The sequence below is a fragment of the Aquamicrobium segne genome, from assembly GCF_042656785.1.
GTDB classification, from domain to species: Bacteria; Pseudomonadota; Alphaproteobacteria; order Rhizobiales; family Rhizobiaceae; genus Mesorhizobium; species Mesorhizobium segne.
Map to the genome: position 1 here is coordinate 80,819 of NZ_JBHSLL010000059.1, position 14,791 is coordinate 95,609.

The following is a 14,791-nucleotide window of genomic DNA, read 5'->3' on the forward strand; positions in this document are numbered from 1 at the left end:
AACCCGTAAAAAAACCTTTATAGCGGCCTGCCGGAGCCATCTGATGAAGTTTGATGATCCCATCATCCTGTTTTCGCCTACGGGTGCGCAACTGAGCCTGCGCACACATTATGCGCAAATCGCGCCGCGTGGCGTCATCCACATCAATCACGGCCTTGCCGAACATACAGCGCGCTATGCGCCTTTTGCAGGTTTTCTGGCCAGGCAGGGGTTTCATGTCTATGCCCATGATCATCGCGGCCACGGCCTGACCCGCGCCAGCGACGCCCCCATCGGTCGCTTTGCCACCCGCAAGGGAACTCGAAAACTGATTGAAGATGTCGAGGCCGTGCATGAATTGATCGCTCAAAAGCACCCCGGCCTGCCGATCGTGCTGTTTGGCCATTCCATGGGAGGGCTGATTGCGCTCAATCATCTTCTGAACCACCCATCCCGCATTCATGCGCTGGCCATCTGGAACGCGAATTTCCAGTCTGGCCCGGCCCTGTTTGCGGCCCGCGCAATTTTGCTATGGGAACGCTTTCGCCTCGGCTCAGATGTGCCCTCACATTTTTTACCAAAGCTCACCTTTCAGGCATGGGCAAAATCTTTTTCCCATCATCGTAGCCCCTTTGACTGGCTATCGCGCGATACAGCGCAAGTGGACGCTTATATTTCTGACCCACTCTGCGGCTGGAATGGTTCGGTCAGCCTGTGGTTTGACCTGTTGAGTTTAAGTCAGACCGGCGCACAGAACAAAAATTTCTCACACATCCGCAAAGACCTGCCCATTCATCTGCTCGGCGGTGCACAAGACCCCGCCACCAATGGCGGCAAGGCTGTGCGCCAGCTTGGCAAGCGTTTTTGCATGATGGGCTTTGAAGATGTCACCTGCATCATTCATGGCAAAAACCGCCATGAAAGCTTGCATGAGATCAACCGCACCCAAATCATGGATGATTTTGGCCTATGGCTGGACAGGATTTGCGCCGCACCGAAAAAGCCAAATCATCCCGTTTGAGCAACCTTGCCGCAGTCATCAACACAAAGCGTGACAGGACCGAGCCGGATTGCTACCACTTCATCAACACGTCAAGTCTATGGAAGCAGGAGCAGCCATGAAAACCGGTGGGCAATTGATTGTCGAAGCGCTGGAGGCCAATGCCGTCGAGCGCATCTTCTGCGTGCCGGGTGAATCTTATCTGGCCGTGCTTGACGCACTGCATGATTCCAAAATCGACACCATTGTCTGCCGTCAGGAAGGCGGTGCCGCCATGATGGCCGATTGTCAGGGTCGCCTCACCGGCAGGCCCGGCATCTGCTTTGTCACCCGCGGCCCCGGCGCCACCAATGCGTCGGCCGGCATTCACATCGCCATGCAGGATTCTGTTCCCATGATCTTGTTCATCGGCCAGATTGCCGCCCATGCCAAATATCGCGAGGCCTTTCAGGAAGTCGATTATCACGCCTTCTTCGGTGATATCGCCAAATGGGTGGTCGAAATCGACGATGCGGCCCGCATTCCCGAACTGGTCACCCGCGCCTTTGCCGTGGCGACATCAGGCCGCCCCGGTCCCGTAATCGTCTCGTTGCCTGAAGACATGCTGGTCAGCATGGTGGATGCGCCTGCCGCCCTGCCCTTTACCCCGGTTGAAACCAGTCCCGGCAGTACAGAAATTGACGAATTGGAAAAACTCCTTGGAGACGCAAAACGTCCCTTTGTCATTCTGGGCGGCACCCGCTGGAGCGAAGATTCCGTTGCCCGGATGCAGAAAATTGCTGAAAACTGGGCGCTTCCAGTCGGTGTTTCCTTCCGCCGCCAGATGCTGTTTGACCATCTGCATGAAAACTATGCCGGTGATGTCGGTATTGGCCTTAATCCAAAACTGGCGAGCGCCATCAAGGATGCCGATCTTGTTTTGCTGATTGGCGGGCGCTTTGGCGAAATGCCATCATCAGATTATACGCTGCTGAAAAGCCCCTACCCCGACCAGAAACTGGTGCATGTCCATGTCGATGCCAATGAACTGGGCCGCGTCTATCGCCCCACACTGGCCATCAACGCTTCACCTGCCGCCTTTGTCAAAGCCTTTGCCGAGCGCAAGCCGCAGTCGGCCCCCGTCTGGTCAGATGAGACAAGGCAGCGGCATGCTGATTATCTGGCCTGGTCAACACCGCCTGAAACCGGCCCCGGTCCGGTTTTGATGGGGCCGATCATGAATTATCTGGAAAACGTGCTGCCGCAAGATGCCATCATCTGCAATGGCGCCGGAAATTTCGCCACCTGGATGCACCGCTTCCATCGCTTCCGCCGCTACAATACCCAAGGGGCGCCAACCTCCGGCTCAATGGGCTATGGCCTGCCAGCCGGTGTGGGCGCAAAAAGCGTGTTTCGTGACCGCGAAGTGATTGTCTGGGCAGGTGACGGCGACTTCCTCATGCACGGTCAGGAATTTGCAACCGCCGTGCAATATGACCTGCCCATCATTGTCGTCATCCTCAACAATGGCATTTATGGCACCATCCGTATGCACCAGGAGCGCGACTATCCGGGGCGGGTCTGCGGTACCGGCCTGAAAAATCCGGATTTTGCCGCCTATGCCCGTGCCTTTGGCGGCCATGGCGAGGTGGTGGAGACAACGGAGCAATTCGCACCCGCCTTTGAGCGTGCGCGCGCCAGCGGCAAACCAGCCATTATCGAGATCAAGCTGGACCCGGAAGCCATCACCCCGACCCGTACGCTGAGCGACATTCGCGAAAAGCGCTAAATTTTTGCTTATACGCATGATCTTATCCGAAAAGTCTGCAACTTTTCTAAGATCATACTCCGGGCAATAAAAAAGGGGCCGTAGCCCGCGCCCGCCCCTTTTTCCTGTTTTGTTGACAAGCAACCGCCTGATTACAGCGCCTTGTCGGTAATGGCAGTTGTATAAGCGCCTTCCGGCTCCTTGGTGATGATCTTCTGGTCAAGCAGCGCCTTGGCGGTGCGCTCATAAACAACCAGATCAAGCTTGCCGTCGCCAATCAGCTTGGCCACTTCGCCCACCATGCGCTGCTGATGGTTTTCATCCTGACCGCCCGCCTCCATCACCGCTTCAGCGGCATCTTCCGGGTTCTCCACGGCATATTGCCAGCCCTTCATCGACGCACGCACAAAGCGCACCATCTTGTCCTCAAAGGCCGGATCTTTGAGCTTGTCTTCCATGACATAAAGCCCGTCTTCAAGAAGATCATTGCCCAGTTCCGTATAGTTGAAGACAATCAGATCTTCCGGTTTGAACCCGGCGTCAATCGCCTGCCAATATTCATTATAGGTCATGACTGAAATGCAGTCGGCCTGTTTTTGAATCAGCGGCTGCACGTCAAAACTCTGCTTCAACACCGTCACCCCGTCAGCCCCGCCTTCGGTTGCCAGTCCAAGCTTGTGCATCCAGGCATAGAAAGGATATTCATTGCCAAAGAACCAGACCCCCAATGTGTGACCGGTAAAATCAGCCTCGGTCTGCACCGGCCCGTCCTTGGGGCAGATCAGTTGCAAGCCGGATTTGGCAAAGGGCTGGGCGATGTTGACGATATTGACCCCCTTGTCACGCGCCGCCAGCCCTGCCGCCATCCAGGTCACGATCACATCGGCGCCGCCACCGGCAATCACCTGTTCAGGCGCAATATCAGGCCCGCCATTCCTGATCTCGACATCAAGCCCTTCCTCTTCATAAAAGCCCTGTTCCTTGGCCGTGAAATAACCGGCAAACTGGCCTTGCGCCACCCATTTGAGTTGCAGCACCACCTTGTCGGCAGCCATGGCCTGTGCAGCGGCGAAAGACATGGCTCCCGCCAGCAATGATACGAGTATTCTTGATACGAGTATTTTTTTCATTGTTCTTATCCCTCTGAAAGTGCCGCCTAGCCACCACGGATAGACGGATGCCAAAATGTGACAGTGCGCTCTACCAGCGCCAACGCTCCATAAAACAATGTGCCAGCCAAAGCCGCCATCGTAATTTCCGCCCACACCATGTCGATATTCATGCGCCCCACTTCGGTGGAAATACGAAAACCCATGCCAACCACCGGCGTGCCGAAAAACTCGGCAACAATGGCGCCGATCAGCGCCAGCGTGGAGTTGATTTTCAGCGCATTGAAAATGAAAGGCATGGCTGCCGGCAGGCGCAATTTGAAAAGCGTTGGCCAATAGCCGGAAGCATAGGTGCGCATCAGGTCGCGCTCCATATGGCCGGAGGCAGACAGTCCGGCCACCGTATTCACCAGCATGGGAAAAAAGGTCATGATGACCACAACCGCGGCCTTGGAGGGCCAGTCAAAGCCGAACCACATGACCATGATGGGCGCAACACCAATAATCGGCAGGGCAGCCGCCATATTGCCGATCGGCAACAGACCGCGCCGCAAAAAGACAAAACGGTCGGCGGCAATGGCGGCAACAAAGCCCGCACCACAGCCCATGACATAACCGGCCAGCACCGCTTTCAGCACGGTTTGCTTGAAATCGGCAGCCAGAACAGAACTGGAAGCGGCAATCCGGTCTGCAATGGCGCTGGGCGGCGGCAACAGCAGGAAGGGAATGCCCGCACCGCGCACAATTGCCTCCCACAAGATCAGCACCCAGGCGCCAAAAATCAGCGGAATGATCAGGCCAAGCGCCCGCCGTGCCACCAATGAGACAGGCTTCATCAGGGACAAAACCGTTACACAGCGCCACGCCAGCAGCCATGCAGCGCCAAGCGCCAGATAAAACGAAGCTCCCGCCTGCCCTTCATGGCCCGAAACACCCGACAAAAGCAGCCATGCTGTGCCATGCGCTCCGATAAACAGGATGCAGGCCTTTGCCAATGCCTGCCGGTTCAACGCCCAGGCAGCAGCAGCCGACACGGCAAGCAGCCCCAAAGCTGTTCCTATATTGGCAGGGCCGCCATTTGCTGCCGTCATATGCGCAATGATGCCTGCAAGAACCGCCAGAGCCACAAGCATAATCTGCCAGGAAAGCGTGCCCCTCATGCTGGCCTCCCGCCCATGGCATGGTCGGTGATCCGCCCTGCCAGTCCCACCGCCGCCACCAGCAAGACAGCAACCAGCGAGCCTGCCACCAATGCCGCCCATATATCGATGGTCTGGCTGTAATAGGCCCCATTGAGCAATTTTGCGCCAATACCGGCAGAAGCCCCGGTTGGCAGTTCAGCAACAATGGCCCCCACAAGACTGGCTGCCACTGCCACTTTCATGGATGCAAATAAAAATGGCAGCGAGGCAGGCACCCTGAGCTTCCAGAATATTTGCGGTTGTGTGGCATTATATGTGCGCATCAGATCCAGATGCATCATTTCTGGCGAACGCAAGCCTTTCACCATGCCCACTGCAACCGGAAAGAATGACAGATAGGTTGAGATCAACGCCTTTGGAAACAGGCCGGTAATACCGATCGAGGCAAAGACCACCACCACCATTGGCGCAATCGCTAAAATGGGAATGGTCTGCGAGGTGATGATCCATGGCATCAGGCTGCGGTCAAGCGAGGTAAAATGCACGATACCAACCGCAATCAATATGCCCAGCCCCGCCCCAAAGACGAAGCCGACAAAGGTGGAAGAAAGTGTCACCCATGAATGGTAGATGAGGCTGCGATTGCTCCACGGCTTGACCGTGACAGTTGCCTTGTAAAAATTCTGCGCCACCTGATGCGGAGCGGGCAAGGTCGGCTTCGGTTGCGACCATGTGCGCATCAAAAACTCAAGCTGGCCCGGCATTTCGCCCGCACGGCGGTCGAGGTCGCGCTGAAACGGCCCGTTCAATGCCACCGCAAAAGCGTACCAGCCAATCACCAGAAGGGTAAGCAAGGTGGTGACCGGAATGATTTTGGATCGAAAACTGTCCATATCAGCCTTCAATCCTCATAGCTGTGGCCAGCCTTCAAGCCCTCGCGCACCCGTGCGGCAAGGCTCAAAAATTCCGGCGTCTCACGAATATCAAGCGGCCGTTCACGCGGCAGATTGGTCTCGATCACATCGGTTACGCGGCCCGGACGCGGCGACATCACCACAATGCGGCTCGACAGATAAACCGCTTCAGGAATGGAGTGCGTGACAAAACAGATCGTCTTGTTGGTGCGCGCCCAAAGCTCCAGAAGCTGCTGATTGAGGTGATCACGCACAATCTCGTCGAGTGCGCCAAACGGCTCATCCATCAGCAGAAGATCGGCATCAAAAGCCAATGCGCGGGCAATGGAGGCCCGCTGCTGCATCCCGCCCGACAATTGCCAGGGATATTTTTTTTCAAAACCGGCCAGATTGACCAGTTCGAGCGTGCGCGCAATCCGTTCGGCCCGCTCCTGCCGGGCAAGCCCCATAATCTCCAGCGGCAGCGCCACATTATCGGCAATGGTGCGCCACGGAAGCAATGCGGCAGCCTGAAACACATAGCCATAAGCACGTTTCTGGCGCGCCTGCTCAGGCGTCATGCCATTGATTGTTATCGTGCCGGCGGTCGGTTTTTCCAGATCGGCAATCACCCGCAACAAGGTGGTCTTGCCACAGCCCGAAGGGCCGATAAAGGACACGAACTCCCCCTTGCCGATGGTCAGATCCACATTGCTGAGCGCCTGTACCGGCCCGTCATTGGTCTGGAATGTCAGGCCAAGCCTGTTGGCTTCAACCACATTGGCAAGCCTGCCATCGCAAGCCGGAATTGCCGGGGCAGGCTTGTAGCTGGCGCTCACATCCATAGACTTCAAGCCTTTCATCAATTGCATTTTATGCCTGCCATGCACCTTAAACTCCGCTCGCGGGAATGCCGCTGCGCTCAATGCGGCGCGGAGCACTGATCTCCTTCCATATCGACAACGCCCGGTTGGGCGCAGGATTGGCCTCACGCGCCACAAACCGCCCATGTCCCGGCCTTGTCTTCATATTGCTTTCTTCAACCACAAGTTCTCCACGTGAGAAAACAAAGCGCGGCAGGCCGGTCACCTCCATCCCTTCAAAGACATTGTAATCAATGACCGATTGCTGGCGGCTGGCAGAAATGACCTTGCTGCGCTTCGGGTCCCACACCACGATATCAGCATCGGCTCCTTCCACAATCGCCCCCTTTTTCGGGTACATGTTGAGAATTTTAGCGATATTGGTCGAACTTGCCGCCACAAACTCATTCATAGTCAGCCGCCCGGTATTGACGCCTTTTGTCCACAACACCGGCATCCGGTCCTCCAGACCGCCCGTGCCATTGGGAATTTTGGTAAAATCACCAACCCCGTAACGCTTCTGATCCGTGGTGAAGGCGCAATGGTCGGTTGCCACCACCTGCAGTGAACCGGCCTGCAAACCGGCCCACAAAGAGCCCTGATGCTGCCTGTTGCGGAAAGGCGGGCTCATCACCCGGCGCGCCGCATGGTCCCAGTCCGCATTGAAATATTCGCTTTCATCCAGTGTCAGATGCTGGATCAGCGGCTCGCCATAAACCCGCATCCCCTTCTGGCGTGCTCGCCGGATCGCCTCATGGCTTTGCTCGCAAGACACATGCACCACATAAAGCGGCACGCCCGCCATATCGGCAATCATGATGGCGCGGTTGGTGGCTTCCCCCTCCACTTCCGGCGGGCGCGAATAGGCATGGGCCTCCGGTCCATTATTGCCAGCTTCCAGCAGTTTTTGCGAAAGGGCAGCCACCACATCGCCATTTTCGGCATGAACCAGTGGCAGTGCACCAAGCGCAGCGCAACGCTGGAACGAAGCATACAGCTCGTCATCATCGACCATCAGCGCGCCCTTATAGGCCATAAAATGCTTGAATGAGGGGATGCCCTTGTCCACCACTTGCGCCATTTCCTCAAACACCTGTTTGCCCCACCAGGTGATGGCCATATGGAAGGAAAAATCACAGGCAGCTTTTGCGGTCTTGTTGTCCCACATCTGCAAGGCTTCAAGCAGCGATTGCTGGGGGGCTGGCAGGCAAAAATCCACCACCATCGTCGTGCCGCCAGCAAGTGCCGCACGGGTGCCGCTTTCAAAATCATCGGAGGAATAAGTGCCCATGAAAGGCATTTCGAGATGGGTATGCGGATCAATGCCGCCCGGCATCACATAGCAGCCGCTGGCGTCAAACTCCTCATCGCCCTGCAAATTCTGTCCGATAGCCATGATCTGGCCTGCCCGGATCAGCACATCGGCTTTCCACGTGCGGTCGGCGGTCACAATGGTGCCGTTCTTAATGACTTTGGTCATCTTGTTCCCCTTGGTTCCGCCGCTTCTTTATCGAGCAGCTTGAAACATTTCTTGTAAGCCAATCACCTCATTTGGCGATCTCCGCCGTCTCGATAACGGCATGTAGCAAGACATTGGCCCCGGCCATGGCCCATTCCTTTGAAATATCCTCGGCCTCATTATGCGACAGCCCGTCCACGCAAGGGCACATGATCATTGTTGCAGGTGCAATTTTTGCCGCCCAGCAGGCATCGTGGCCTGCCCCCGAAATAATGTCCATATGCGAATAGCCGAGCTTTTCAGCCGAAGCACGCACCCTTTCAACCAGTTCCGGGGCAAAAGTGACCGGGTCAAAATGGCCGACAACCTCAACCGCACAGCCAACACCAAGTTCTTCCGCAATTTTTGCTGCCTGCGCCTCGATCCGTGTCCGCATTCCATTAAGTTTTGTCTGGTCGGGCGAGCGGATATCAACGGTAAACACCACTTTTCCGGGCAGCACATTGCGCGAATTGGGAAAAAATGCGACCTGCCCGACACCGCCCACCGCACCCGGCTGGTTTTCCATTGCCGTTGTTTGCACCATTTCAAAAATACGCGCCATCGCCAGCCCGGCATTGACCCGCATGGGCATCGGTGTTGAACCTGTATGGGCTTCCTTGCCGGTCAGTGTAAATTCCAGCCACCACAGCCCCTGACCATGGGTGACCACTCCGATCTGCCTGTTTTCAGCTTCCAGAATCGGCCCTTGTTCAATGTGATATTCAAAATAGGCGTGCATCTTGCGCGCCCCAACATCTTCTTCGCCAACCCAGCCAATGCGCGCCAATTCATCCCCGAAGCGCCTGCCTTCAGAATCGGTGCGGCCATAAGCGTAATCAAGGTCAAGAACCCCTGCAAACACACCCGATGCCAGCATGGCCGGTGCAAAGCGCGCCCCTTCCTCATTGGTCCAGTTGGCAATGACAATCGGGTGCCTGGTGGCGATGTTGAGATCATTGAGCGAGCGCACAATCTCCAGCCCGGCCAGAACACCCAGCACGCCGTCAAACTTGCCCCCGGTCGGCTGGGTATCCAGATGAGAACCGATATAGACTGGCAAGGCATCCGGGTCGGTGCCCGCCCGCGTCATGAACATCGTGCCCATGCGGTCAACGCCCATCTCCAGTCCGGCAGCCTCGCACCAGCGCCGGAACAAATGGCGGGCCTCATTGTCGGCATCCGTCAATGTCTGGCGATTATTGCCACCGGCAATGCCAGGGCCGATCTTCGCCATCTCCATTAGCGAATCCCACAAACGATCTGGATTGATTCGCAGATTTTCGCCCGAGGCGGCCATTTTGTTCCCTCTCATTTTGTCTGCAATCGTCGCAAGGCAAGGTGCAGCGCGTTCCCTTGACACTGCACCTCACCCCTTGTCGCGTGGCCGCTTAATCGACCATTCTCAACACTTCACGCACATGATCAATCAGTTCATCAATCTGGCCCCTGGAGATGATCAACGGCGGTGACAGCGCAATAATATCGCCGGTGGTACGGATCAGTGCACCACGCTCAAAGGCTTTCACAAAAGCCTGGAAGGCGCGCTTGGCGGGAGCGCCTGCAATCGGCTCCAGTTCAATGGCCCCGACCAGACCGATATTGCGAATATCAATGACATGTGGCTCGTCTTTAAGCGAATGCAGCGCATCTTCCCAATAGGGTGCAAGCTCCTCACCGCGGGTCAAAAGCCCTTCATCCTTATAGGTCTCCAGCGTGGCTAAAGCTGCTGCCGAAGCAATCGGATTGCCCGAATAGGTATAACCATGGAAGAACTCGATCATATGCTCGGGTCCGTTCATGAAGGCATCATGGATTTCCTTCTTCACAAACACCGCACCCATGGGGATCACACCGTTGGAAACACCCTTGGCTGTCACCATAATATCGGGGATCACGCCAAAATAATCGGCAGCAAACGGCGTACCAAGACGCCCAAAGCCGGTAATGACCTCATCGAAGATCAACAAAATACCGTGCTTGTCGCAGATTGCACGCAGGCGCTGGAGATAGCCTTTTGGTGGAATAAGCACACCGGTTGAACCGGCCACCGGCTCCACAATCACCGCAGCAATGGTCGAGGCATCATGCAAGGTGACGATGCGCTCCAACTCATCGGCCAGTTCAGCGCCATGCTCAGGCACACCTCTGGTAAAGGTGTTTTTCTCCGGCAGATGGGTGTGTGGCATGTGGTCAACGCCCGACAGCAGCGTGCCAAACATCTTGCGGTTGGAGACAATACCGCCAACCGAGATACCGCCGAAATTGACGCCATGATAGCCGCGCTCACGGCCAATGAGACGGGTACGCGAACCCTCACCACGCGCACGGTGGTAGGCAAGCGCCATTTTCAGCGACGTTTCCACCGATTCGGAGCCGGAATTGGTGAAGAAAACATGATCCATGCCCTTGGGCGCAATATCGACCAGCCTGTTGGCCAGTTCAAACGCAATAGGGTGCCCCATCTGGAAGGCAGGCGCATAATCGAGTTCAGCCGCCTGATTCTGGATCGCCTCGGTAATTTTAGGGCGGCAATGACCCGCATTCACACACCATAGCCCGGCTGTGCCGTCCATGATCTTGCGACCGTCAGATGATGTGTAATGCATGTCTTTTGCAGAAACCAGCATACGCGGCGCCTGCTTGAACTGCCTGTTTGCCGTGAACGGCATCCAGAATGCAGAAAGGTCGTTAGGTGTAACTTTAAGCCTGTTGGACATGAGCAAACCTCCTGAGGGCTGATTTTTTGTGGCCAATGCTCCATCCATGCAAGCAGTTCATGCCACACAACCGGCCCCGACAAACAATCGTTAGCGCCGCTCTTTGAACGGTCAAGCCATTACTAGAGCAACGGGCGTTCTAACGAACGCAGCTTCCGCTGCTCCAGCTTCTTTTTTAGCCGCATTGTTGCGACGTCAGACGATTCCGTCTGACTGCAAAATACTCTAGCCGAAATGACCCGACCGCTTCGCGCTCCACCGGCCACAAATGACTGGTCCAGACGATTGAGCCAGCCGGGAACCTGACGCAAAATCCGTGCTGCTGACAAGACTTATTCAGCCGCCACACGCGCCGACGGGTTGTTTGGATGCGTCGTCCAGTTGGCATAGTCAGGCAATACGGGCTGACCCGTGCGCTGATCCACTTCTCCCACAGCCAGCGGCTCCATAGTAATACAGCCTGCCACCGGGCAGACATTGACGCACAGATTGCAGCCGACGCATTCCTCTTCCAGAACCTGGAAATGGCGCACCCCATCCACCATTGCGGTGATTGCCTGATGGGAGGTATCCTCACAGGCAATGTAGCAGCGCCCGCATTTGATGCAAAGCTCCTGATCGATGCGCGCCTTGGCGATGTAATTGAGATTGAGATATTTCCAGTCGGTGACATTGGGTGTGGCGCGCCCGATAATATCATCAAGCCTGCGATGCCCCTTTTCATCCATCCAGCCTTCCAGACCGGCAATCATTTCCTGCACAACCTTGAAACCATAGGTCATGGCAGCCGTGCACACCTGCACATTGCCAGCCCCCAGCGCCAGGAATTCAGCCGCATCACGCCATGTCGTGACCCCGCCAATGCCTGAAATCGGCAAGCCTTGCGTTTCAGGATCGCGGGCAATTTCCGCCACCATGTTCAGCGCAATCGGCTTGACCGCCGGGCCACAATAGCCGCCATGGCTGCCCTTGCCGTCAATCGATGGTTCAGGCGAAAAACTGTCCAGATCAACCGAAGTGATCGAATTGATGGTGTTGATCAGCGACACGGCATCGGTACCGCCAGCATGTGCCGCCCGTGCCGGATGGCGAATATCAGTAATATTGGGCGTCAGCTTGGTGATAACCGGCATGCGCGTATATTGCTTGCACCAGCGCACCACCATTTCAATATATTCGGGCACCTGACCAACGGCTGCACCCATGCCGCGCTCACTCATGCCATGCGGGCAGCCAAAATTAAGCTCAATGCCGTCTGCACCGGTTTCTTCAACCAGCGGCAGGATCGCCTTCCATTCCTCTTCAACGCAAGGCACCATGATCGAGGCCACCAGCGCCCGATCCGGCCATCGCATCTTGACCTGCTTCATTTCACGCAAATTGGTCTGCAAATCGCGATCCGTAATCAGTTCGATATTGTTAAGACCAAGCAATCGCCGGTCCGCACCCCAGATCGCGCCATAACGCGGCCCGTTGACATTGACCACCGGCGGCCCTTCAGAACCCAGCGTCTTCCACACCACGCCACCCCAGCCAGCTTCAAAGGCGCGCTCGACATTATAGGCTTTATCGGTTGGCGAAGCAGAGGCCAGCCAGAACGGATTTGGCGATTTGATGCCGATAAAATTACTGCGCAGATCAGCCATGCTCATACCCTCCCATTCGAGGTCAGCGCCCGGTGAATGCTTTCAGCCGCATCGCGCCCCTGTGCCACTGACGTGACCGTCAAATCATCGCCGCCATGGATGCAATCACCACCGGCCCAGACCTTGGCCATGCTGGTTTTGCCCTCCTCATCTATCCTGATGCGCCCTTTCTCAAGCTCAATGCTGTCACCCGAACCATTCAGGCCGGCAGCAGAAAAACTCTGACCAATCGCCTTGAAAATCTGATCGGCAGCCAAGGTCAGCAATTCGCCGGTGCCGGTCAGTTTCCCGCCTTCCATCGCGGTATATTCCAGTTCCAGAGCTGTGACCTTGCCCCTTTCGGCAATCACCCGGCGCGGCTGGAGCCAGTGGCGGATGTTAACGCCATTGGCAGCCGCCAGATCCTGCTCATAAAGTGAGGCATTCATGTCTTGCTTGCCGCGCCGGTAGCAGATCGTCACCTCCTCCGCGCCCAGCAGCCTTGACTGCACGGCAGCATCAATTGCCGTCATACCCCCGCCAATGACAATGACACGGCGCCCCACCGGCAGCGCGGCCAGATCGGAAGCCTGCCGTAATGTGGCGATGAAATCGACAGCGTTTTCGACACCGTGCGCTTCCTCACCCTTGGCATGCAGCGCATTGATGCCGCCAAGTCCCATGCCCAGAAACACGGCGTCATGGCGGCGAACCAGATCAGCAAGCTGAAAATTGTCGCCCAGCACCATGTCATTCCTGATCTCGATACCGCCAATGGCCATGACATAATCCACCTCGGCACGGGCAAAATCATCCGTGCTCTTATAGGCGGCAATGCCATATTCATTAAGACCACCGGCCTTGGGGCGCGCCTCATAAACGGTAACCTCATGCCCATGAAGCGCCAGACGGTGCGCGCAGGCAAGCCCTGCCGGCCCCGCACCAACGACGGCAATCGTCTTGCCGGTTGGTGCGGCACGCTCATAAAACTGCTTGTTTTCAGCCATCGCCACATCAGTGGCATAGCGCTGCAAGCGACCGATCTGCACCGGCTTGCCTTCGGCTTCTTCACGCACGCAAGCCTCTTCACACAGCGTTTCGGTCGGGCACACACGGGCGCACATGCCGCCCAATATGTTTTGATCAAAAATGGTCTTGGCCGCGCCGACCGCATTGCCGGTGGCAATCTGGCGGATAAACATCGGCACATCGATGGAGGTCGGACACGCCGTCATACAGGGCGCATCATAGCAGAAATAACAGCGATCCGCCTCAACCAGCGCCTCATGCCGGTCCAGCGGCGGCTGAAGATCGGAAAAATTTTTTGCATAGGCTTGCATCGGCAACCGACCGGCGGCAATGCCCTGTTTGAAATGACCTGACGCCATTCCCATTCCCCTATATTTATTATTTATATTTTGAGGAAGGTTAGCACATCTTTTTGTTTTATCAATTGGTCAATTTTGATCAGGCTATTGAAAAATAACAGTAAACCTGAATTTTATACTCATATTTCTTCTGCAATAACTCCATGCATGACCGCTCCGCTCACGGCACAACCGTTAATATCTTATCAACACTCCCTTTATGATTTGCCCCTAAACCTGCCTGCATGTCTGCGTATCATTTGAAACGAATTTTACCTGTGGCCGCACTCTTGGCCCTTTCGGCCTGCGCAAGCCCTCCGACCCAGATCAACAATGCCTGCGCGGTGTTTGACCAGCGCGACGGCTGGGTCAACAATTGGCATGCTGCCGCCAAACGCGCACAGGCAAAACACGCCATCCCCGCACCCATTCTAATGGCCACTATACGCAAGGAATCCGGCTTCAAGGCCAATGCCCGGCCTCCACGCAGCAAGCTTTTCGGCTTCGTTCCATGGAAGCGGCCCTCCACTGCCGCCGGTTATTCGCAGGCGCTTGAAGGCACCTGGGCGCAATATCGGGCGGAGACCGGCAATTTTGCAGCACGGCGCAGTTCATTTTCCGATGCGATTGATTTTGTTGGCTGGTATCACGCCAAAAGTGCCGATACGCTGGGCATTGCCCGCAACGACACTTACAATCTCTACCTTGCCTATTATTCCGGCTGGAACGGCTATAAGCGCGGCACTTACAAGAACAATTCCGGCATTCGCAATTATGCTAAGGAAACGGATGCCATGGCGCGGCGCTATGCCCAGCAGATGCAAAGCTGCGGCCGCTTATAAAACCCG

Annotated in this window: 12 protein-coding genes; 3 read left to right on the top strand and 9 right to left on the bottom strand. The window is 56.1% G+C overall.

What is annotated here, in order from left to right; all coding sequences use genetic code 11:
* Positions 1-43: 43 nt before the first annotated feature.
* On the top strand, positions 44-1,000 hold the full coding sequence (locus tag ACFPLB_RS16295; RefSeq protein ID WP_378231603.1) for an alpha/beta fold hydrolase: 957 nt from the start codon (positions 44-46) through the stop codon (positions 998-1,000).
* A 97-nt stretch (positions 1,001-1,097) separates the two neighbouring features.
* A complete protein-coding gene (locus tag ACFPLB_RS16300; RefSeq protein WP_378231605.1) occupies positions 1,098-2,747 on the top strand; it encodes a thiamine pyrophosphate-binding protein in 1,650 nt (549 codons plus the stop codon).
* 131 nt (positions 2,748-2,878) lie between these two features.
* Here ACFPLB_RS16300 and ACFPLB_RS16305 read toward each other — a convergent pair whose 3' ends face one another.
* The 9 genes from ACFPLB_RS16305 to ACFPLB_RS16345 all read right to left on the bottom strand — a co-directional run bounded on the left by ACFPLB_RS16305 (position 2,879) and on the right by ACFPLB_RS16345 (position 13,964).
* Complete coding sequence (locus tag ACFPLB_RS16305; RefSeq protein ID WP_378231607.1) at positions 2,879-3,856, bottom strand: ABC transporter substrate-binding protein; 978 nt, start codon at positions 3,854-3,856, stop codon at positions 2,879-2,881.
* Positions 3,857-3,882: 26 nt separating this feature from the next.
* Positions 3,883-4,995, bottom strand: a complete 1,113-nt coding sequence (locus ACFPLB_RS16310) for an ABC transporter permease (RefSeq protein WP_378231609.1) — start codon at positions 4,993-4,995, stop codon at positions 3,883-3,885.
* On the bottom strand, positions 4,992-5,870 hold the full coding sequence (locus ACFPLB_RS16315; RefSeq protein WP_378231611.1) for an ABC transporter permease: 879 nt from the start codon (positions 5,868-5,870) through the stop codon (positions 4,992-4,994). The genes ACFPLB_RS16310 and ACFPLB_RS16315 overlap by 4 nt, the downstream gene beginning before the upstream one ends.
* A gap of 8 nt (positions 5,871-5,878) precedes the next feature.
* Positions 5,879-6,715, bottom strand: a complete 837-nt coding sequence (locus tag ACFPLB_RS16320) for an ABC transporter ATP-binding protein (protein WP_378231725.1) — start codon at positions 6,713-6,715, stop codon at positions 5,879-5,881.
* A gap of 46 nt (positions 6,716-6,761) precedes the next feature.
* Positions 6,762-8,213, bottom strand: coding sequence for a dihydropyrimidinase (hydA, locus tag ACFPLB_RS16325; RefSeq protein WP_378231613.1), 1,452 nt, complete (start codon positions 8,211-8,213; stop codon positions 6,762-6,764).
* A gap of 67 nt (positions 8,214-8,280) precedes the next feature.
* Positions 8,281-9,531 (bottom strand): Zn-dependent hydrolase, encoded by a 1,251-nt coding sequence (locus tag ACFPLB_RS16330; protein ID WP_378231727.1) that lies wholly within the window; start codon positions 9,529-9,531, stop codon positions 8,281-8,283.
* Between the two features lie 91 nt (positions 9,532-9,622).
* Positions 9,623-10,951, bottom strand: coding sequence for an omega-aminotransferase AptA (gene aptA, locus ACFPLB_RS16335; RefSeq protein ID WP_378231615.1), 1,329 nt, complete (start codon positions 10,949-10,951; stop codon positions 9,623-9,625).
* Positions 10,952-11,283: 332 nt separating this feature from the next.
* Entirely contained in the window at positions 11,284-12,597 is a 1,314-nt protein-coding gene (preA, locus tag ACFPLB_RS16340; protein ID WP_378231617.1) for an NAD-dependent dihydropyrimidine dehydrogenase subunit PreA, read from the bottom strand.
* A 2-nt stretch (positions 12,598-12,599) separates the two neighbouring features.
* Positions 12,600-13,964, bottom strand: coding sequence for an NAD(P)-dependent oxidoreductase (locus ACFPLB_RS16345; protein ID WP_378231618.1), 1,365 nt, complete (start codon positions 13,962-13,964; stop codon positions 12,600-12,602).
* A 224-nt stretch (positions 13,965-14,188) separates the two neighbouring features.
* Here ACFPLB_RS16345 and ACFPLB_RS16350 point away from each other — a divergent pair, with 224 nt between their 5' ends.
* On the top strand, positions 14,189-14,785 hold the full coding sequence (locus tag ACFPLB_RS16350) for a transglycosylase SLT domain-containing protein (RefSeq protein ID WP_378231620.1): 597 nt from the start codon (positions 14,189-14,191) through the stop codon (positions 14,783-14,785).
* Positions 14,786-14,791 lie beyond the last annotated feature (6 nt).